The organism is Providencia sp. PROV202, from assembly GCF_028479565.1.
Taxonomy (GTDB): domain Bacteria; phylum Pseudomonadota; class Gammaproteobacteria; order Enterobacterales; family Enterobacteriaceae; genus Providencia; species Providencia zhijiangensis.
Map to the genome: position 1 here is coordinate 1 of NZ_JAMPNV010000011.1, position 19,093 is coordinate 19,093.

18 protein-coding genes are annotated in these 19,093 nt (G+C 44.4%); 9 read left to right on the forward strand and 9 right to left on the reverse strand.

Annotated elements, in window-relative coordinates:
- The first annotated feature begins 94 nt into the window (after nucleotides 1-94).
- The 6 genes from rsxD to osmB all read left to right on the forward strand — a co-directional run bounded on the left by rsxD (nucleotide 95) and on the right by osmB (nucleotide 5,690).
- Entirely contained in the window at nucleotides 95-1,174 is a 1,080-nt protein-coding gene (gene rsxD / locus PR799_RS07360; protein ID WP_181477192.1) for an electron transport complex subunit RsxD, read from the forward strand.
- 9 nt (nucleotides 1,175-1,183) lie between these two features.
- A complete protein-coding gene (gene rsxG / locus PR799_RS07365; RefSeq protein WP_036956566.1) occupies nucleotides 1,184-1,813 on the forward strand; it encodes an electron transport complex subunit RsxG in 630 nt (209 codons plus the stop codon).
- Nucleotides 1,813-2,529, forward strand: a complete 717-nt coding sequence (locus tag PR799_RS07370; protein ID WP_154626953.1) for an electron transport complex subunit E — start codon at nucleotides 1,813-1,815, stop codon at nucleotides 2,527-2,529. The genes rsxG and PR799_RS07370 overlap by 1 nt, the downstream gene beginning before the upstream one ends.
- Before the next feature lie 19 nt (nucleotides 2,530-2,548).
- Complete coding sequence (gene nth / locus PR799_RS07375) at nucleotides 2,549-3,190, forward strand: endonuclease III (protein ID WP_036956562.1); 642 nt, start codon at nucleotides 2,549-2,551, stop codon at nucleotides 3,188-3,190.
- A gap of 121 nt (nucleotides 3,191-3,311) precedes the next feature.
- Nucleotides 3,312-5,255 carry an exoribonuclease II gene (locus PR799_RS07380; protein ID WP_154626955.1) on the forward strand — a complete coding sequence of 648 codons (1,944 nt, stop codon included), beginning with the start codon at nucleotides 3,312-3,314 and terminating at the stop codon, nucleotides 5,253-5,255.
- 228 nt (nucleotides 5,256-5,483) lie between these two features.
- On the forward strand, nucleotides 5,484-5,690 hold the full coding sequence (gene osmB / locus PR799_RS07385; RefSeq protein ID WP_006659769.1) for an osmotically-inducible lipoprotein OsmB: 207 nt from the start codon (nucleotides 5,484-5,486) through the stop codon (nucleotides 5,688-5,690).
- 81 nt (nucleotides 5,691-5,771) lie between these two features.
- On the opposite strand, the gene yciH is transcribed toward osmB, so the two are convergent.
- The 5 genes from yciH to PR799_RS07410 all read right to left on the reverse strand — a co-directional run bounded on the left by yciH (nucleotide 5,772) and on the right by PR799_RS07410 (nucleotide 9,239).
- Nucleotides 5,772-6,098, reverse strand: a complete 327-nt coding sequence (gene yciH / locus PR799_RS07390; protein ID WP_154603753.1) for a stress response translation initiation inhibitor YciH — start codon at nucleotides 6,096-6,098, stop codon at nucleotides 5,772-5,774.
- Nucleotides 6,095-6,832 carry an orotidine-5'-phosphate decarboxylase gene (pyrF, locus tag PR799_RS07395; protein ID WP_132495989.1) on the reverse strand — a complete coding sequence of 246 codons (738 nt, stop codon included), beginning with the start codon at nucleotides 6,830-6,832 and terminating at the stop codon, nucleotides 6,095-6,097. The genes yciH and pyrF overlap by 4 nt, the downstream gene beginning before the upstream one ends.
- A 45-nt stretch (nucleotides 6,833-6,877) precedes the next feature.
- Nucleotides 6,878-8,050: a lipopolysaccharide assembly protein LapB gene (lapB, locus tag PR799_RS07400; RefSeq protein WP_272521612.1), complete on the reverse strand. Its 1,173-nt coding sequence runs from the start codon at nucleotides 8,048-8,050 to the stop codon at nucleotides 6,878-6,880.
- Nucleotides 8,051-8,056: 6 nt separating this feature from the next.
- Nucleotides 8,057-8,374, reverse strand: a complete 318-nt coding sequence (locus PR799_RS07405; RefSeq protein WP_006659765.1) for a LapA family protein — start codon at nucleotides 8,372-8,374, stop codon at nucleotides 8,057-8,059.
- Nucleotides 8,375-8,528: 154 nt separating this feature from the next.
- Nucleotides 8,529-9,239 carry a phosphatase PAP2 family protein gene (locus PR799_RS07410; protein WP_272521613.1) on the reverse strand — a complete coding sequence of 237 codons (711 nt, stop codon included), beginning with the start codon at nucleotides 9,237-9,239 and terminating at the stop codon, nucleotides 8,529-8,531.
- Nucleotides 9,240-9,468: 229 nt separating this feature from the next.
- Here PR799_RS07410 and ribA point away from each other — a divergent pair, with 229 nt between their 5' ends.
- Complete coding sequence (gene ribA, locus PR799_RS07415; protein WP_036956569.1) at nucleotides 9,469-10,065, forward strand: GTP cyclohydrolase II; 597 nt, start codon at nucleotides 9,469-9,471, stop codon at nucleotides 10,063-10,065.
- A gap of 248 nt (nucleotides 10,066-10,313) precedes the next feature.
- Nucleotides 10,314-11,291 carry a porphobilinogen synthase gene (gene hemB, locus PR799_RS07420; protein ID WP_272521614.1) on the forward strand — a complete coding sequence of 326 codons (978 nt, stop codon included), beginning with the start codon at nucleotides 10,314-10,316 and terminating at the stop codon, nucleotides 11,289-11,291.
- Between the two features lie 93 nt (nucleotides 11,292-11,384).
- Here hemB and PR799_RS07425 read toward each other — a convergent pair whose 3' ends face one another.
- From PR799_RS07425 to cysB, 3 genes are all read right to left on the reverse strand, one after another.
- Nucleotides 11,385-11,834, reverse strand: coding sequence for a hypothetical protein (locus PR799_RS07425; protein WP_154603750.1), 450 nt, complete (start codon nucleotides 11,832-11,834; stop codon nucleotides 11,385-11,387).
- Between the two features lie 186 nt (nucleotides 11,835-12,020).
- Complete coding sequence (gene acnA, locus PR799_RS07430) at nucleotides 12,021-14,693, reverse strand: aconitate hydratase AcnA (RefSeq protein WP_272521616.1); 2,673 nt, start codon at nucleotides 14,691-14,693, stop codon at nucleotides 12,021-12,023.
- Nucleotides 14,694-14,786: 93 nt separating this feature from the next.
- The gene (cysB, locus tag PR799_RS07435; RefSeq protein WP_154626965.1) at nucleotides 14,787-15,761 is read right to left on the reverse strand and encodes an HTH-type transcriptional regulator CysB; all 975 of its coding nucleotides are present in this window, start codon (nucleotides 15,759-15,761) and stop codon (nucleotides 14,787-14,789) included.
- Between the two features lie 289 nt (nucleotides 15,762-16,050).
- On the opposite strand from cysB, the gene PR799_RS07440 reads away from it, so the two are divergent.
- The gene (locus PR799_RS07440; RefSeq protein WP_272521617.1) at nucleotides 16,051-18,084 is read left to right on the forward strand and encodes a M13 family metallopeptidase; all 2,034 of its coding nucleotides are present in this window, start codon (nucleotides 16,051-16,053) and stop codon (nucleotides 18,082-18,084) included.
- Between the two features lie 185 nt (nucleotides 18,085-18,269).
- On the opposite strand, the gene sodC is transcribed toward PR799_RS07440, so the two are convergent.
- Entirely contained in the window at nucleotides 18,270-18,803 is a 534-nt protein-coding gene (gene sodC, locus PR799_RS07445; protein ID WP_154603746.1) for a superoxide dismutase family protein, read from the reverse strand.
- Nucleotides 18,804-19,093 lie beyond the last annotated feature (290 nt).

Below are 19,093 nucleotides of genomic sequence, written 5' to 3' on the forward strand. Positions count from 1 at the left end.
CAATTGCCCGAGTTAAGGCAAAGAAAGCCGCTGCTCAGCGATCTACAGAACCGCAATCAAATGAACAAACCACCACAGAGTAAGTGATAAACAGATGAAATTTAGACCGCTTGATAGCAAAGCACGCCGTTTAAAAATTGCTAGCGCCCCATTTACTCATGATAACCAAAGCACCAGTCAGGTCATGTTTTGGGTTCTGCTTGCCGCAATCCCCGGTATTGCAGTACAAACCTATTTTTTTGGCGTCGGAACCTTATACCAAATCGCCATTGCGATGGTCACGGCTGCAGTAACGGAAGCCATCTCCATCCGCTTACGCCAGCAGCCTGTGCTGCCTGTTTTGAAAGATAATTCCGCAATTGTGACGGCGTTATTACTGGGTGTGAGCTTACCGCCACTATCACCTTGGTGGCTGATTGTGTTGGGCACTGTATTTGCCATTATTATTGCTAAGCAATGCTACGGCGGCTTGGGGCAGAATCCATTTAACCCTGCCATGGTCGGTTATGTAGTGTTGCTGATTTCATTCCCAGTGCAAATGACTAACTGGTTGCCACCTCAAGAATTGCAACAGCTGCATATTTCTGGCTTTGATAGCTTGATGGTGATCTTTAGCGGACATACCTCGACAGGGATAACTCTGGATCAATTACGTACCGGTATTGATGGTATGAGCCAAGCGACTCCGTTAGATAGCTTTAAAACGGGTTTACTCACACATTCTATTTCCGATGTACTACAGCAACCAATCCTGCAAGGCTCTTTAGCCGGTATCGGTTGGCAGTGGGTGAACCTTGCCTATCTAGCAGGCGGATTAATTATGTTAAGTCGTCGCATTATTAGCTGGCATATTCCCGTAGCATTTATTGGTACCTTAGCCCTGCTCGCTGTGGTTAGCTGGTTAATTGACGATAGCCGCTATTCTCCGCCATTAATCCAACTATTGTCAGGTGCGACAATGTTGGGTGCATTCTTTATTGCAACCGACCCAGTCACTGCATCAACAACGCCAAAAGGACGAATTATTTTTGGTGTGTTAATCGGCTTCTTAGTGTGGGTGATCCGCGTTTATGGCGGGTATCCTGATGCCGTGGCCTTTGCTGTCTTGCTTGCCAATATCACTGTACCGTTAATCGACCACTATACGCAGCCTCGTGCGTATGGGCATAAGTAAGGAGCCAGCATGTTAAATACAATGCGCCGTCATGGCACAATCTTGGCTCTGTTTGCTGCGGGAACAACTGCACTGAGCGCCGCTGTATATACGCTAACGAAAGATATCATTGCGGAACAAGCCGCCATTGTGCAGAAAAAATTGCTCGACCAAGTGGTACCTGAATCCTTATATGACAATGAACTCGCCAAAGAGTGCTATTTGGTCACCAATGAAGCTATACTGGGAAATAAACTCCCTAGACACCTGTATATTGCCCGTAAGGATGGTCAACCTGTTGCTGCCGCTTTAGAAAGCACGGCTCCCGATGGTTATTCCGGCGCGATCCACTTGTTAGTCGGTGCGGATTTTAAAGGCAATGTTTTGGGTGTACGAGTCACTGAACACCATGAAACACCGGGGCTTGGGGATAAAATCGAAACCCGTATTTCCGATTGGATCACCCATTTTACAGGCAAAAAGTTAGAGTCTGCGCAAGACCCTCATTGGGCTGTGAAAAAAGATGGTGGTGATTTTGACCAATTTACAGGCGCCACGATTACGCCTCGTGCGGTCGTCAATGCCACAAAACGTACCGCTGCGTTTATTCAAACGGTGCCTGAAGAATTAGCAAATTACCCAATTTGTGGGGATGAATAATGAGTAGCGAAACTAAAGAATTATTTTCACAAGGGTTATGGAAAAATAACTCTGCATTGGTACAACTACTGGGTTTATGCCCATTATTAGCAGTATCATCTACAGCGACTAACGCATTAGGTCTGGGGCTAGCAACGACCCTCGTTCTCGTCTGCACTAACGTCGCGGTATCCGCATTTCGTCGCTGGGTTCCTGCTGAAATCCGTATTCCTATTTACGTGATGATTATTGCCTCTGTTGTAAGTGCCGTACAAATGCTGATCAACGCCTATGCGTTTGGTTTGTATGAATCGCTGGGGATCTTTATTCCGCTGATTGTCACAAACTGTATCGTGATTGGCCGCGCTGAAGCTTATGCCTCTCGCAACCCCGTTCCTTTATCTGCCGTCGATGGTTTGGCGATGGGATTGGGAGCAACAGCTGCACTGTTTGTACTGGGTGCAATGCGTGAAATTCTCGGTAATGGCACTTTGTTCAATGGCGCGGACCTACTGTTAGGTTCATGGGCAAAATCGTTACGTGTGGAAGTCTTACACCTTGACTCACCTTTTTTACTCGCTATGCTGCCACCGGGCGCGTTTATTGGCTTAGCCTTAATGCTAGCCGGTAAATACCTTATCGATGAAAAAATGAAAAAGCGCGCAGCGCTAAAATCAGGTCAGCAACCAGCTCGTGAATACCAAAAAGAACAAGGTTGTGGCACTCATATTTCTTAAATTTGAAGCTTTGTGAGCAATGAATAAAACTAAACGAATCGAAATTCTCACTCGCCTGCGCGATAACAATCCTCATCCTACAACGGAGCTAGAATTTAGCTCCCCTTTTGAATTACTCATTTCGGTGCTGCTGTCTGCACAAGCCACCGATGTCAGCGTCAACAAAGCGACGGCAAAACTTTATCCGGTCGCCAATACGCCAGAGCAGATGGTCGCCCTCGGTGTTGATGGCATCAAAGAGTATATTAAAACCATTGGGTTATTTAATACTAAAGCCGAAAGCGTCTATAAAACCTGTCAGATTCTGATTGAAAAGCATCATAGCCAAGTCCCTGAAAACCGCGAGGCATTAGAAGCCTTGCCGGGTGTTGGGCGTAAAACGGCAAACGTTGTACTCAATACCGCATTTGGCTGGCCGACCATTGCCGTCGATACCCATATCTTCCGCGTGTGTAATCGCACCAAGTTTGCTCCCGGCAAAGATGTTGTGGAAGTCGAGGAAAAACTATTAAAAGTGGTTCCTGCTGAATTTAAAGTCGACTGCCACCACTGGTTTATTCTCCATGGTCGTTATACATGTATCGCCCGCAAACCACGCTGTGGATCTTGCATCATTGAAGATCTTTGCGAATTTAAAGATAAAATTTACCCTGAAAATTAATCAACTTAGCCCAAGATGCGAATTTCCACACAGTTATAAAGTCATTCGCATTTTTTTCTTGCTCTAAGACTTTGTCTTACGCAACAATAGAGCCAAACTCAACATCAAATAAACGGTAAGTATGTTTCAAGACAACCCATTATTAGCGCAACTCAAACAAACGTTGCACGCCAAAACACCTCGCGTCGAAGGTCTGGTGAAAAGCACTGAAAAAGGCTTTGGCTTTTTAGAAGTCGATGGACAAAAAAGCTATTTCATTCCACCTCCGCAAATGAAAAAAGTGATGCACGGGGATAGAATTTCTGCTGCTGTTCATACGGATAAAGACCGTGAATTTGCTGAGCCTGAAGAGCTTATCGAGCCATTCCTTAACCGTTTTGTTGGTAAAATTCAGAAGAAAGATAACGACAATCGCCTGTTCGTTATTCCCGATCATCCACTGCTAAAAGATGCCATTTCTTGTCGCCCAATCAATGGTATCACTCATGAATTTAAGCAAGGTGACTGGGTTGTCGCAGAAATGCGTCGCCATCCATTAAAAGGCGACAAAGGTTTCTACGCAGAAATTACAGAATATATTACCTTCGGTGATGACCATTTCGCACCGTGGTGGGTAACGTTACGCCGTCACCAATTAGATCGCGCTGAGCCTGCAATGGTGGAAAGTGAGCGTGATGATGAAGGCTTAGAACGTATTGATTTAACTGACCTTCACTTTGTCACCATCGACAGTGCAAGCACTGAAGATATGGATGATGCGCTGTATATCGAGAAAACGGCTGAAGACAACCTGAAACTGTATATCGCGATTGCCGACCCAACCAGTTATATCAAAGAAGGCAGTGAGTTAGATAAACTAGCATTAGCCCGTTCATTCACTAACTACCTGCCAGGCTTCAACATTCCAATGTTGCCACGCCAGTTGTCTGATGATTTATGTTCACTGCGTCCAAATGCTCGTCGCCCTGCTCTGGTTTGCGTTACGCAAATCCTGCGAGACGGCTCAATTGATAGCAATATTGAATTCTTTAGTGCGTGGGTCGAGTCCAAAACTAAGCTGGTTTATGACGAAGTTTCTGATTGGTTAGAAGAAACCGGTTCTTGGAAACCACAGTCTGACGCCGACACTCAGCAAATCCTGCTATTAAAAGAGATGGCAGATAAGCGCTTACAATGGCGCCATAATAATGCCTTAGTCTTCAAAGACAGACCGGATTACCGCTTTGTTTTAGACGAAAATGGCAACGTGGTGGATATCGTCTCAGAAAGCCGTCGTACCGCAAACCGCATTGTTGAAGAAGCGATGATCACTGCTAACTTATGTGCGGCTAACGTACTAAAAAATAAATTAGGTTTCGGTGTGTTTAACGTCCATATGGGCTTTGAACCACTGCAAATCGAGCAAGTGGTTCAGACCTTGAAAGATAATGGCATCGAAGCAAAAGGCGAAGAGCTATTAACCCTTGAAGGCTTCCGTCAATTACGCCGCCTCTTGGATTCACAGCCAACTCAATTCTTAGACAGCCGTATTCGCCGCTTCCAAACCTTTGCGGAAGTCAAAGCGGATCCAGGCCCTCACTTTGGTTTAGGTTTTGATGCGTATGCCACATGGACATCGCCAATTCGTAAATACACCGATATCGTCAACCACCGTTTACTGAAATCGATTATTGCGGGTACTCCAACGCCAGAAAAACCAAGCGAAGAATTATCCCTTAAGCTGGCAGAGCGCCGCCGTGCTAACCGTATGGCTGAACGTGATGTGGGTGACTGGTTATATTCCCGTTATCTGAAACCGTTTGAAGGCACTGATACTAAGTTCCCTGCGGAAATTATCGATATTACTCGTGGCGGTGTGCGTGTACGTTTAGTGGATAACGGCGCCGTTGCCTTTATTCCTGCCCCATTCCTGCACAGTGTTCGTGATGAAATTCAGTGCAGCCAAGAGACTGGCAGTGTGCTGATCAAAGGCGAAAAAGCCTATCAATTAAACGATATTATTGATGTCAATATAGCCGAAGTGCGTATGGAAACCCGTAATATCGTGGCTCGCCCGGCAGCATAGTCATTCACAATTTCGTATCCAAAAGACCACTACTCTCTAGTAATGGTCTTTTTTTATGGCCAAAATACATTCGAAATTAATAGGTTAGCATTTAATGTTAAACATCTAACATTTCTTGACATTTCTTTCTGATTATTCCGATCCGCCTATTCTTTTTTCATGATATTTTATTTTGGCTATATGCTGATACGTAATTATCATTATAAAAAATAAGTTGGAGTAAACATCATGAAACGCATCCTCTCTTTTGTCATTATCGCAACGGTGGCACTGGGTCTCAGTGCTTGTTCAAATATGTCAAAACAGAATAAAAACACAGCGATTGGAGCGACTGTCGGTGCTGTTGGAGGCGCAATATTAACGGATGGAAGCGCACTGGGCACAGTAGGCGGCGCGGCTATCGGCGGGATCATTGGACATCAAGTGAAGAAGTAAATTTAACACACACTTTAATGACAAATGGGGGAATAATTTCCCCCATTTTTATTCGGATGGTTATTTCTTAAATACGGCTAATCAACCACCTGCCAATTTAACTTGAAAACCTTTGGCTTCCAGTAATTGTTTCAGCAAGTCACGCTTATCGCCTTGAATTTCGATATCGCCGTCTTTCACAGCCCCGCCGCATCCGCATTTTTTCTTCAATTCAGCAGCCAGCTTAGCCAGTTCCGCATCATCCAGATCTAAGCCTGTCACAACGCAAACGCCCTTGCCTTTACGACCAGATGTTTCACGACGAATACGCACGATACCATCGCCTTTCGGGCGTTCGGCTTTCGGTTTTTCTTCCTCAATGCGTCCTATATCTGTGCTATAGACGAGACGGCTGTTAGCGTCACTCATGCGATATCCTTAATGGACTGATTAATTTGTTGTAAGGTCAGCGCTGGGTCTTCACTACGGGTGATCGGACGCCCAATTACCATATAATCGACACCCGCTTCAATTGCTTGTTGTGGAGTCATAATACGACGCTGATCACCCACTTCACTGCCTACAGGGCGAATACCTGGCGTGACTAACTTGAACTCTTGCCCGCATACTGCTTTTAGCGCTTTTGCTTCGTGTGCTGAGCACACGACACCATCAAGACCACACTGCTTAGTTAACAGTGCTAAACGCTCAGCATGCTCTGCTGGCGTTAAGTTAATACCAACACCCGCTAAATCTGATGCATCCATACTGGTTAGTACGGTGACAGCTGTTAATAAAGGAGCGTCTTTACCGTAGCTTTCAAGAGCTTGGCGTGCCGCTTCCATCATTCGTGCGCCACCGCTAGCATGAACGTTGACCATCCAAACGCCCATTTCTGCCGCTGCGGAAACAGCGCGTGCAACCGTATTTGGAATATCATGGAATTTAAGATCCAGAAAAACATCAAAACCACGGTCATGGAGTGACTTAACAAATTGAGGACCATTAAATGTGAACATCTCTTTGCCCACTTTCAAGCGACAGTCGCGCGGGTCAATCCTATCAACAAATGCAAGTGCGGCATCTGCAGTTTCATAGTCTAAAGCCACAATGATAGGCGAGTCAGTGTTTACGCGAACGAGGTTCTCAGTTGAGGAGATCATTTCATAGCCTTTATTGAGTATTGTCAGAAATTAAAAGTGACGCTGTCACTGACCATCCAGCCCGCGAATTGGCTTGATGGTGTCCCAAGAGCGACAAGATGGACAGTGCCAATAGAGCGAACGGGAGGTAAAACCACATTTGTGGCAACGGTAATCCGGCTTAGTACGAATTTGCTCACCCACCATTTTACGTAGCAAAATCAAGCTCTCTTTGGCTCGGCCTTCTTCTGCCTCCGCCAGATGGTAGTCCATCAAACGGTAGAATAAACGCATGGTTGGATGACGCTGAATTTGGTCATTGATATAGCTAGCAGCCGCTTCGTGATTCTGCTTTTCAACGATAATATCGGCGAGATAAAGCTCAGCAATGGCGCCTGTATTTCCATCAACACATTGACGTAAATAGGTTTCCCAACCGTCCGCCAGCCCAGTGTGTCGATAACATTCATACAGCATTGGCAGCGTTTCAGACACCAGTTCTCTATCTTGATGATAAACCTGCACTAAGGCAGAAATCGCTTTATCATAATTGCCTTGCTCGATAAAAATACGCCCTTTCATAATCGAAACGCGTGCGCAGTTTTTATCCGCTTGTTCGCCTTTGTTTAATAGGCTTAAGGCTTCATCAATATCATCACTCGCCAATTCTTGAGTCGCTAACTCACAGTAGAAATGAGCGATTTGTTCCCGTAACTCTTCAGAGCCTAATTTCACCAGCTTGGTTGCTGTTTCAATCGCTTTACCCCAATCACTGGTTAACTGATAAATCGATAACAAAGATTGCAGTGCACTCTGTTTAAAATCCACTTCATCGGTTAATTGCTGGAACATGTTTTCGGCGCGGTCATACACACCCGCGGTCATATAATCACGACCAAGTTGTTGAGTGGCTAATAAACGTTGTTCAAAAGAGAGCGACGCACTTTCCACCAGCGACTGGTGAATTCGAATCGCGCGTTCAACCTCGCCACGAGAACGGAATAAGTTACCTAGCGTTAGGTGAGCTTCAAAGGCGGAGCTATCTTCCGTTTTGAGCATTTCGAGAAATAAATCAACGGCTTTATCTTGTTGATTAGATAATAGGAAGTTCACGCCTGTCACGTAATCACGGGACAAGCGATTTGCATGCTGCTGCTTATCTTGCTGAGCACTTCTGCGCCCCATGTACCAGCCGTAGGCAGCGGCAACAGGTAGCAACAGAAAAAGCAACTCGAACATTGAGGATTATTCCTTGTTCTGAGCTGTCACTAATTCGGTTGAGTCAGAAATAGTTTTCTCTCCAGCACCCAATTGTGATTCTAAACGTCTAATTTTACGACGTGCATTTTTAAGGCTAACAATGGTACGCAAATAGAACACCGCACACACCAGCCACCCCAGCACAAAACCGACACCAAACAAGGTTGCAAGTAAGGAAGATAAAGAAAAATCCCCTTTTGCAATCAGGTAGTTAAATGTAATAACCTGATCATTGCTTGAACCTAGCGTAATCGACACAATAAAAACGGCGACCGCTAGTAATAAAATCAGAAAGTATTTCACATTTTTTCCCGTTATCAGTTCTTATCGTTCCAAAACATATCGCTGATAAGGTAGCATTTTCAGCGCATTCAGACAAAGTAAATTATTCGCCTGCCAAGTGTATTCGCACTAAAAACCGCCCTTTTTCATCATGATAATCCGATTAGTGTCAAATTCATTTCTCTAAGAATCGAGATTGATATATCCAGTAACCTAACAGTGCGAAAAGCCCACTAATCAGCGTGGAGGCAATAATATCAATTGGCCAATGCATCCCGAGTAGCATCCGACTTAAGCCGATCCCCTGTGCCCAGCATAATATAATGAGACCCAAGGCATATTGACGCTGTTGCCAAAACAGCACCATCAACAACAGTGCCCATCCCGCCGCAAAGAACATATGACCAGAAGGAAATGAATAACCCGTCTCTGCTTGCCAATGCTTGCGCTGCCATTTAGGAATAAGCGAATTCGACTTCACAGTATTCTTAATTAAATCCGCCCGCTCTCCACGTTTCAAATCATAAAACTCCTGATGGGGAATTTGATACGTTTTCTCCAGCCACACCACATAAGGACGTGGTTCTTGGAAGGCGCTTTTCATTAATGTTTTCACCCCTTGCGCACCAAGAATACATAACGCGATAACCACCAGCAGCTTCTGCCATTGATTCCGTTTATGACGAAAGACGATTAACGTTAAGAGAGTTAAAAATACAAACGTCACATAGCTATAAGGTAACCCTGCACTATCCGTCAGCCAAAGTAACCATTTCATCGAGGGCTGATGCTCAGGAGACCACTGCCAGCCTGTGGCTATCATAACTATCGGCGGTAATAGCAAAAAAATGACACTTATTGCGATAAGGTAGGCACTTTTTCTCATCTAGAATATTCCTTACGTTTTAATTATTTCCTAATTAACAATTTTTACATGGCCTGCAAATATCTCTGTTATAGTAGTATAGCGTCGGCTGTGTGCAAAGAATGCCGGACTCTATATGCAAACGTCATATAGCATCGATATATTTAACTTTAGTGACTATATAGCTTTAGTACCATATCGATTTACGTGTTTAATTCAGCAAGAGTTACTTTAACTAATGAAAGAAAATATGCAGCTAAAACGTATTGCCGAAGCCAAACTTCCTACCCCTTTCGGTGAATTCCTAATGGTAGGCTTTGAAGAAATTGCAACAGGTCGTGACCATGTTGCACTGATTTTTGGTGATATTACAGGCGCAACGCCAGTACTCAGTCGTATTCATTCCGAATGCTTAACTGGCGATGCATTATTTAGTTTACGTTGTGACTGTGGTTTTCAATTAGAAGCTGCGCTCAAGCAAATTAGTGAAGAAGGCCGAGGGGTACTGCTGTATCACCGTCAAGAAGGTCGTAATATTGGATTACTGAACAAAATCCGTGCTTATGCATTGCAAGACCAAGGATTAGATACCGTTGAAGCTAACCTAAAATTAGGGTTTAAAGCCGACGAACGTGATTTTACCCTGTGTTCTGATATGTATAAATTATTAGGCATTAATGAAGTTCGCTTACTGACTAATAACCCGAAAAAAATTGATATTATGCGTGAAGCAGGTATCAACGTTGTTGAGCGTGTGCCCTTAATTGTTGGGCGAAATCCTAGCAATGAACATTATTTAGATGTGAAAGCACAAAAAATGGGTCATATGTTATTTAAGCACCAATAATTACCCTTCTCAATCAGGAAGAGTATCCCTTGCTCTTCCTATTATTCTTGTCTTAATTCCCATTTTCATTCATAACAATCGAATCGATAACAATTGACGAGTGATATATTCACATTCTTTTTATAAGGTTTATACTGTTCGCAACTTAATCCCATTCATTATTAAATACATCGAAAAATAAGAGTTGAACATTCCCACATAATAATCCGAATGGGAAATGTCTATTTTTCGTCTACCAAGGAGATAGTGTGAATAACCTGCATTCCATCCAGCGCATGAGAAGACTGCGTAAAAGTGAACAATTCCGCGACCTATTCCAAGAAACCCACCTCTCCATCAATGATTTGTGCTTGCCTATTTTCGTTGAAGAAGGCTTAGACGATTACGCACCGATTGCGAGTATGCCAGGTGTTGTGCGTATTCCAGAAAAACGCTTAGCTTATGAAATTGAACGTATTGCAAAAGCGGGCATTAAGTCGGTCATGACCTTCGGAGTCTCTCATCACTTAGATGAAAATGGTAGCGATGCATGGCAAGACAACGGTCTGGTGGCGCGTATGTCTCGTATCTGTAAAGAGACCGTCCCAGAAATGATTGTGATGTCAGATACCTGTTTCTGCGAATACACATCTCACGGTCACTGCGGTGTGATGCACGGTGACGTGGTTGATAACGACCAAACTATCCATAATTTAGGTTTGCAGGCCGTTGCTGCTGCACGTGCGGGTGCTGACTTTATCGCGCCTTCAGCTGCAATGGATGGGCAAGTTGCCGCAATTCGCCATGCACTTGATGAAGCCGGATTTACCGATACGGCGATTATGTCTTACTCCACGAAGTTCGCTTCCGCGCTGTATGGCCCATTCCGTGATGCTGCAGGTTCATGTTTAAAAGGTGACCGTAAAACCTACCAAATGAACCCAATGAACCGCCGTGAAGCGTTGCACGAATCACTCATTGATATGCAAGAAGGCGCAGATGCGCTGATGGTCAAACCGGCGGGTGCATATTTAGATATTATCCGTGACCTACGTGAATGCACCCAATTACCGATTGGGGCTTATCAAGTCAGTGGTGAATACGCCATGATCAAATTTGCTGCACAAGCAGGTGCCATTGATGAAACTCGCGTCACATTAGAAAGCTTAGGGGCCATTAAACGCTCTGGAGCCGATTTAATCTTTACTTATTTCGCACTGCAATTAGCTGAAAATAAGATCCTGTAATCTCTCTTTAAGATAACAAAACGCCGATACTGGATATAAATACAGTATCGGCGTTTTTGTTCATTTCCGCTTATTTATTCAACGATACGAGTGTTAACTCGCCTTTTTTTGTTGAAATTCTAGCTGCTCGGATAGACGGTCTGCATACATTTGAGCTGTTTCTGGGGTCAGTAGCCCTGCAATCAGAAGATCTTTTTTACCATTTGCAAGGTTAGCAACGACGCCCCATGTTTCAATATCCATGGCTTCACAATCAAGTTCGTGATCAGTGACAGGCAAAATATCAAAGAAATCTTTTAGAGGTGCAATAGAGATTGCGGTGTACTCGGCATTCAAGCCTAATGGGAACTCTTTATCTGCATATAATCTTAAATCATGGACTTCGGTTTCTGGGGTTCTCATGACAACCGAATAGAGATTTGGAATATGTTCTAGAATGTCACGAACTTCGTCATTCGCACCCGCACAATGTGAAGTGCTTAATAGAATGTCTGCTGCCCATAATGCACCCTTGAAAAAATCAGTTTCATTGATATTTGCCATATTGATTTCCTTTACGCTATTTTCGATAAATGCGGTCACTTCATTCCATCAAACTACTGAGCTTTTTCTGAATACTGACTATCACAATAACTGAGAAACTGGCTAAAAAACTTGAGAAATAACAATATTAAGCGTTAATAAAGAAAAAACGCCCACAAGAAATCTTGCAGGCGCCACAAACGGAGATTAATTGAGCATTTGGCGGATCACATAATGCAAGATCCCACCGTGTCGGTAATATTCCATTTCAGTTGCCGTATCGATGCGGCAACGAGTATTCACCTCTTTCACTTTGCCATCACCATATGTAATTTTGACGGTGATATTTTGACTTGGTGTCAGAGACTGTAAACTGGCAACATCAATACGCTCATCACCTTTTAAACCAAGGGTTTTGCGGGTTTCGCCACCTGTAAATTCTAATGGAATCACCCCCATCCCAATTAAGTTAGAACGGTGAATACGTTCATAGGATTCGGCGATCACCACACGAACACCCAATAAATTAGTGCCTTTTGCTGCCCAGTCACGGCTAGAGCCTGAACCATATTCTTTACCTGCAATAATAGCTAACGGACGTTTTTGTTGCTGATACAGCATCGCCGCATCAAAGATAGCCATCTGTTTGCCTGTTGGAATATGTAAGGTATAGCCACCTTCTACACCCGGTACCATTTCATTACGAATACGAATATTGGCAAACGTACCACGCATCATGACTTCATGGTTACCACGACGAGAACCGTAAGAGTTAAAATCCGCAACCGCCACACCGTGTTCTTGGAGATAACGCCCCGCTGGACTTTCCTTCTTAATATTCCCCGCCGGAGAAATATGGTCGGTCGTCACCGAATCCCCAAGAATAGCGAGAATGTTTGCCCCGTGAATATCAGCGACAGGCTTAGGTTGCGCAGGCATGTTTTCAAAGAATGGTGGATGGCGAATATAGGTTGAATCCCCTTGCCAATGGTAGGTTGACGAGCTTTCAACATCCAACGCACGCCAAGCTTCATCCCCTTCAAAAACCGCGTTATATTCCTTATGGAACATATCGGTTTTGACTTTTTCAACCGCGCTGGCAATTTCCGCGCTGGATGGCCAGATATCTTTCAAGTAGATAGGCCGCCCCTGTTTATCCACACCTAGAGGGTCGTTTTTTAAATTAACGTGCATATTGCCCGCTAGTGCATAGGCAACGACGAGTGGTGGTGATGCCAGCCAGTTGGTTTTTACTAACGGATGAATGCGCCCTTCGAAGTTACGGTTACCTGAAAGCACAGCTCCAACCGTCAGATCAGATTGCTTAATCGCCTCTTCAATTGGTGCAGGTAACGGACCGGAGTTACCAATACAGGTAGTACAACCATATCCCACAAGGTTAAAGCCCAGTTGATCAAGATAAGGGGTTAATCCCGCTAGCGCGAGGTAATCAGTCACGACCTTCGAACCCGGCGCGAGAGAAGACTTAACCCATGGCTGACGAGAAAGCCCTTTTTCTATCGCTTTTTTCGCCAGTAAGCCTGCCGCCATTAATACGCTAGGGTTAGAGGTGTTGGTACAGGATGTGATAGCGGCGATCACTACCGCACCATCGGTAAGGTCGAATTCCTGCCCTTGAAAATTCACGCGAGGATGCGCATGTTGGTCTTGCTTATTCAGCTCTAAATCCACAGCACCTTGGAATGCTTTCGGAACTTGGCTCAGTTCAACGCGGTCTTGTGGACGTTTAGGTCCCGCAAGGCTCGATTCTACCGTCCCCATATCCAGCGCTAAGGTACTGGTGAAAATCGGTTCATCCCCTGGATGGCGCCATAAACCTTGTTGCTTGCTGTACGCTTCCACCAGCGCGATTTCATCGTCTTCACGCCCTGTCAGTTTCATATACGCAAGGGTAATTTCGTCTATCGGGAAGAAGCCGCAAGTTGCACCGTATTCCGGTGACATATTGGCAATGGTCGCACGATCGGCAAGTGGCAGGTCGGCTAATCCATCCCCATAGAATTCAACAAATTTACCCACGACACCATGCTTACGTAGCATCTGAGTGACGGTTAACACCAAGTCTGTTGCGGTGATCCCTTCTGCTAATTTACCTGTTAACTTAAAGCCCACTACATCGGGGATCAGCATAGAAACTGGTTGCCCCAACATCGCCGCTTCCGCTTCAATTCCGCCAACACCCCAGCCTAATACTCCCAGGCCGTTGATCATCGTAGTGTGGGAGTCGGTTCCAACCAAAGTATCAGGATAGGCCACTAATTTACCGTCGACCTCTTCATGCCAAATCGCTTTACCGAGGTATTCAAGGTTAACCTGGTGACAGATGCCCGTTCCCGGCGGTACCACCCTAAAGCGGTTAAACGCTTTTTGCCCCCAACGTAAAAATAGGTAGCGTTCGTGGTTACGCCTCATTTCGATTTCGACGTTGTCATCAAACGCTTGGGAATTACCAAACTCATCGACCATTACTGAGTGATCAATAACTAAATCGACGGGAGATAACGGGTTAACTTGGTTAACGTTACCACCAAGGGATTTGACGGCTTCACGCATGGCCGCAAGGTCGACAACCGCGGGAACACCGGTAAAGTCTTGCATCAGCACCCGAGTAGGACGATAAGCAATTTCTCTATCTGCATGGGCGTTTTTTTGCCAATCGATGATGGCTTGGAGATCGGCGTCTACGACGGATTTACCGTCGATATGACGCAGTAGGTTTTCGAGTAGAACTTTGAGGGATTTAGGAAGTCTCGCCCCGCTGCCTAATTGTTTCTCTGCAAGGGCAAGACTGAAGTAATTATACTGTTTGTTACCGACATTCAGTGTTGCTGCACTGTTTGTTTTTAAACTCAACGACATAACTCCTCCTTGGCGTTTTTATCACCTTATTTTTTTACGCAGTATTATTAATCATAGTCCTCATAATCATTTCCTCTATAGATTTTGTGCCAATTAAAGAATAGGAAGCTCAATTTCTTTGAAATATTCTTCAATATCTTCGTTGTTACGCAAGGCAATGGCTTTATCCACCACATCACGCGTGAGATGCGGGGCAAAACGCCAAATAAAATCATACATATAGCTGCGCAGGAAACTGGTGCGTTTAAAACCGATTTTTGTGGTGCTGTAGCTAAACTTATCGCGCATATCGATAACCACGAGATCTTTATCCACCTCAGGATCTACCGCCATACTGGCGATAATACCAATCCCTAAACCGAGCTTCACATAGGTCTTGATCACATCCGCATCTGTGGCAGTGAAAATAATTTTGGGTTCTAAGCCCACTTTTTGGAATGCGACATCCAGCTCTGAACGCCCAGTAAACCCGTGGGTGTACGTCACAATTTGGTATTCTGCAATATCCTCAATCGTAACGTTCTTTTTCTCGGTCAGAGGGTGCCCTTTAGGGACAATCACACAACGGTTCCAGTGGTAGCATGGCAACATAATAAGGTCGCTGTACAGATGGAGCGCTTCTGTCGCGATAGCAAAATCACTATTCCCTTTGCAAACTTCTTCCGCGATTTGGGTTGGCGAGCCTTGCTGCATATGCAAGGAAACATGAGGATAACGTTCAATAAAGGTTTTAATCACCGGTGGTAAGGCATAACGGGCTTGGGTATGCGTCGTGGCGATTTTTAAACTACCGCGATCAGGAATGGTATGCTCACCGGCGACAGAGCGGATGGCCTCAATTTTGGAGAGCACTTCACGGGAAATGCGTACGACTTCCTCACCGGCTGGAGTCACGTGAGTCAGATGCTTACCACTACGCGCAAAAATTTGAATGCCTAGCTCATCTTCCAACATTCTGACTTGTTTACTGATCCCCGGTTGGGAAGTAAATAACCCTTCTGCTGTCGATGAAACATTCAGGTCGTGATTAACCACTTCAACAATATATCGCAGTTGCTGTAACTTCATACTCACTCCACCTCTTACAGGAAATCATTTCTGCTATAGCTAAAAAACATTACATATAACAAAAAGTAATATTGTTTAATTTATATATAACCAATATAACATCAAACTAATGAGAATAAACAGTATGATGATATTATTTCATCTTGCTGTGAAAAAAAGATGGCGCCCAAGTAAGGTATTGCAAAGTCAGATTATTTTTTTCTTCGACTATGCTTGAATAATTAGCATACGAATTTTATTTCCATTTTTGCGGTGAGCATCCTATTTAGACTACAGAGAGGTTATCTAGATGCGTATAAAAGTTTTAGCCATGATGGTCGGTTTATCAACCCTATCCTTTGCGCCTCACTTATTAGCGAAAGAGCTATCTTACGGTCAGCAAAAAATCGTGTTATCTGACACCATCGTACCGGGTAATGATTTTTACCAGTACGTTAACCATGATTGGATTAATAAAGCGAAAATCCCAACGGGTATGCCACGAATTAACTCTTTCGTGGATTTGTATTTAAGTACCGAAAAGCAAACTCAATCTATTATCGATGAATTAAAGCAAGCCCCAGAGAGCAGCTTGGATCATAATCAGAAAAATATTCGTAACTTATATTTGAGCTATTTGGATGAGGCTAGCATTGAAAAAGCGGGTTTAACGCCAATCAAATCCGACTTAGCGGCTATTGCAAACGCCAAAGATCATAATGATATTAGCCGTCTGATGACGCTGCCTGGTTATACCTCCGTGCTCTCTTATTGGGTGGATTTAGACGCCAAGGCGCCAGATACGTATATTCTGTATCTTGGTCAAGGTGGGCTGGGGTTACCTAATCGTAATTACTACCTTGACGATACCCCGCAAATGAAAGAGATCCACAAAAACTACATTGCGTATATTGCGACTATCTTGAAATTAGCCGGCGAAAAAGACGTTAAGAAAAAAGCACAACAGATCTTCGACCTTGAAAAATCCATTGCTGAAGTACATTGGAGCCCAGAAGCTCGCCGTGACACCATCAAAAATTATCACCCTATGACCCTCGCTGAAATGAAGAAATTTACCGATGGTTTTGCGTGGGATAGCTTTATTCAGCACTGGAAGTTAACCGATCAGCAACTGGCGAAAGTGGTGGTTGAGAATGATACCGCGGTAGAAAAAACGGCACAGATTTTTGCCAAAACCCCGGTTTCAGTCTTGAAAGATTACCTAACGTTCCAGTACGTGAACGACCATGCCAGTTATCTGACCAAAACCTTATCTGATGCACGCTTTGATTTTTATTCGAAAAAACTCAATGGCGTTGAAAAACAGCGGACTCGTCAAGAACGTGCACTTCAAACAGTCAATTCACTGCAAGGTGAGCCTCTCGGACAGATTTATGTAGAGAAATATTTCAATCCACAATCTAAAGAAAAAATCCAAGATTTAGTCAGTTATGTGCGCGGTACCTTTAATGCACGCCTGAAAGATAATGATTGGATGGATGAACCCACCCGCCAAGAAGCGCTGAAAAAATTAGAGCAGTTTACGGTTAAAGTCGGCTACCCTGATAAATGGAATGATTTTAGTAGCGTTAATTTGAAACCAAATACGTTGATGGATAACTATAAGCAAATGGAAGCGTGGTCATACAACGATGCCATGAGCAAAATTGGTCAACCTGTCCGCAAATGGGAATGGGGTATGACGCCACAAACCATCAATGCGTATTTCAATCCAGTGCAAAATGAAATTGTGTTCCCTGCGGCTATTTTACAAGCACCATTCTTCGACCCAAATGTGGATCCTGCTTATAACTACGGTGCCATCGGGGCAGTAATCGGTCATGAAATGGGCCACGGTTTTGATGACCAAGGCAGCTTATATGATGGTACAGGTCAACTACGCAATTGGTGGAGCGACAGCGCCAAAGAGCATTTTAAAGAGAAAACGGCCAAGTTGGTGGATCAATATAATGGCTTTGCCGTCGATGGCCAGAAAGTGAATGGCGAGTTAACCCTAGGAGAGAATATTGGGGATTTAGGTGGCTTAAATATCGCGCTAAGCGCCTATAAGCAATTTGCTAAAGAGAACTACCCAAATGGCGAGCCACCTATTATTGATGGCATGACCGGTTTGCAGCGTTTCTTTATTTCATGGGCCAGAACCTGGCAGGAGTTGTCGAATAAGGAATCCGAACGCAACAAGATCCTCACCGATCCACACAGTCCAAATCAGTTCCGCGCTAATGGCGTCGTCCGTAATATCGATGATTGGTACACCACCTTCGGCGTTGATAAGGATAATGCCCTATACCTCGCACCGGAGAAACGCATTAAGATTTGGTGATGGTTGAATCGGTAAGATAACGTTGAAAAGCCTCTTGGATAAGAGGCTTTTTTATGACCTATCATATTGCCGTTCCTTCTAAATAATTCGTGCTGTAGCAAGGCGGCAAATGAGCTAATCCCTAGGAGCATACACGAGTATGTGACTAGGGTTAGCGAGTGTAGCCAACACAGCTACAGTGCGAATTATGACGAAGGAATGATGCCGCAGGCCATTCTAGCCCCCCCACCGCCAAGAACCTCTGGATGGTCTGAATAATTATCCCCACCCGCATGCACCATCAGCGCGCGGTTTTGGACATCTTTCAAGGATTTTAATTTTGGCGCTAGCACGCTGTAGGTGGCATTACCTTGGCTATCAACCACTAAACCCGGTAAATCTCCGAGGTGGCCTGTTTTGTCATAAGGTCCTTTGTGAACCCCTGTTTTGGCTGGATCTAAATGTCCGCCCGCTTTTAATGCTGGTACGGTTTTACCGTCTTTTTCACCCGGTTCGCAACTTGGGTTCTCATGTACATGGAAACCATGCACGCCACCCGCTTGCAGCCCAGAGAGTTTAGGTGTGAAGAGTAATCCGTATTCAGTTTCAGAAATCACCACTTCGCCAATGGCTTTGCCCTCACCTTTGGCGGTTGCTTCTTTCAGCTCTACCGTGGTTTGTGCCGCATACGCTGCGCTAGTTGTGAATAGTGCCGCTAATAAACATAATTTGAACTTCATACTGCCTCCAGTCATTCACTGTGATTATTATCCTTAAGCTAAACGTTAGCATAATAAATGAATGAAAATGGGCGATTGCTGCTTTTGTTATGTGAGAGCTATCGAATTATGAACAAAAAAGAGCCCTGAGGGCTCTTCTATAATGATTGCGGCTTTGGCTTTGAATAACTCCAAAGCTGTTATTCTAAATAATTCGCGTTAGAACAAGGCGGCGGTTAGCACCAGAGTCATCCTGAATATAATCAATAAATTTATTCAAAATAATTTGTGCTGTAGCAAGGCGGCAATCG

What these genes read in the sequence shown, in the direction of transcription:
- rsxD (WP_181477192.1), top strand. Translation starts at nt 95, where the DNA reads ATGAAATTTAGACCGCTTGATAGCAAAGCACGCCGTTTAAAAATTGCT.
- rsxG (WP_036956566.1), top strand. Translation starts at nt 1,184, where the DNA reads ATGTTAAATACAATGCGCCGTCATGGCACAATCTTGGCTCTGTTTGCT.
- PR799_RS07370 (WP_154626953.1), top strand. Translation starts at nt 1,813, where the DNA reads ATGAGTAGCGAAACTAAAGAATTATTTTCACAAGGGTTATGGAAAAAT.
- nth (WP_036956562.1), top strand. Translation starts at nt 2,549, where the DNA reads ATGAATAAAACTAAACGAATCGAAATTCTCACTCGCCTGCGCGATAAC.
- PR799_RS07380 (WP_154626955.1), top strand. Translation starts at nt 3,312, where the DNA reads ATGTTTCAAGACAACCCATTATTAGCGCAACTCAAACAAACGTTGCAC.
- osmB (WP_006659769.1), top strand. Translation starts at nt 5,484, where the DNA reads ATGAAACGCATCCTCTCTTTTGTCATTATCGCAACGGTGGCACTGGGT.
- yciH (WP_154603753.1), bottom strand. Translation starts at nt 6,098, where the DNA reads ATGAGTGACGCTAACAGCCGTCTCGTCTATAGCACAGATATAGGACGC.
- pyrF (WP_132495989.1), bottom strand. Translation starts at nt 6,832, where the DNA reads ATGATCTCCTCAACTGAGAACCTCGTTCGCGTAAACACTGACTCGCCT.
- lapB (WP_272521612.1), bottom strand. Translation starts at nt 8,050, where the DNA reads ATGTTCGAGTTGCTTTTTCTGTTGCTACCTGTTGCCGCTGCCTACGGC.
- PR799_RS07410 (WP_272521613.1), bottom strand. Translation starts at nt 9,239, where the DNA reads ATGAGAAAAAGTGCCTACCTTATCGCAATAAGTGTCATTTTTTTGCTA.
- ribA (WP_036956569.1), top strand. Translation starts at nt 9,469, where the DNA reads ATGCAGCTAAAACGTATTGCCGAAGCCAAACTTCCTACCCCTTTCGGT.
- PR799_RS07425 (WP_154603750.1), bottom strand. Translation starts at nt 11,834, where the DNA reads ATGGCAAATATCAATGAAACTGATTTTTTCAAGGGTGCATTATGGGCA.
- acnA (WP_272521616.1), bottom strand. Translation starts at nt 14,693, where the DNA reads ATGTCGTTGAGTTTAAAAACAAACAGTGCAGCAACACTGAATGTCGGT.
- cysB (WP_154626965.1), bottom strand. Translation starts at nt 15,761, where the DNA reads ATGAAGTTACAGCAACTGCGATATATTGTTGAAGTGGTTAATCACGAC.
- PR799_RS07440 (WP_272521617.1), top strand. Translation starts at nt 16,051, where the DNA reads ATGCGTATAAAAGTTTTAGCCATGATGGTCGGTTTATCAACCCTATCC.
- sodC (WP_154603746.1), bottom strand. Translation starts at nt 18,803, where the DNA reads ATGAAGTTCAAATTATGTTTATTAGCGGCACTATTCACAACTAGCGCA.